Here is a 411-nt window from a genome sequence, read left to right on the forward strand (position 1 = left end):
CGCCCCCTCCTCCAAATCCTCCACTGCGCCACCGGAATAGACCCCCTCCACCACGAACTGCACCGCCGCTACGCGGCTGTTTCGGCCCGCCTGAACGCCGGATGAGGCTGAAGTCCAAGCCGAATCCCGCGCGGGAACGAATCAGCGATGTGATCTCCGCTGCCGCGGAAGCCGTTGTAGCCCGCTGGAATCCACACGGACTGGCGCTGCTGCGCGCGGTCGGCGGTGGCGCCGAGCCGGTTCGAGAGGTCGCGCTGATCGGCGGCAACGAATCGCATGCGGCGGCGCTGCGGGTCGAGCTGGCTCGATTCCATCCGCGGATCGATCTCACCGTCGCCGGTGACGAGGATCTGCCTCGCCCGTACCCGGTCGCGCTCGTCGTACTCTATGCCGGGGCGCTGATCGGTGGGG

1 pseudogene is annotated in these 411 nt (G+C 68.6%); it reads left to right on the forward strand.

From position 1 onward, the window contains the following. Positions 1 to 101: 101 nt before the first annotated feature. Positions 102 to 411 (forward strand): annotated as a pseudogene (locus tag ACAM49_RS40390) (hypothetical protein); the annotation flags it as partial.

The sequence above is a fragment of the Nocardia sp. JMUB6875 genome, assembly GCF_041154655.1.
Classification (GTDB): Bacteria; Actinomycetota; Actinomycetes; order Mycobacteriales; family Mycobacteriaceae; genus Nocardia.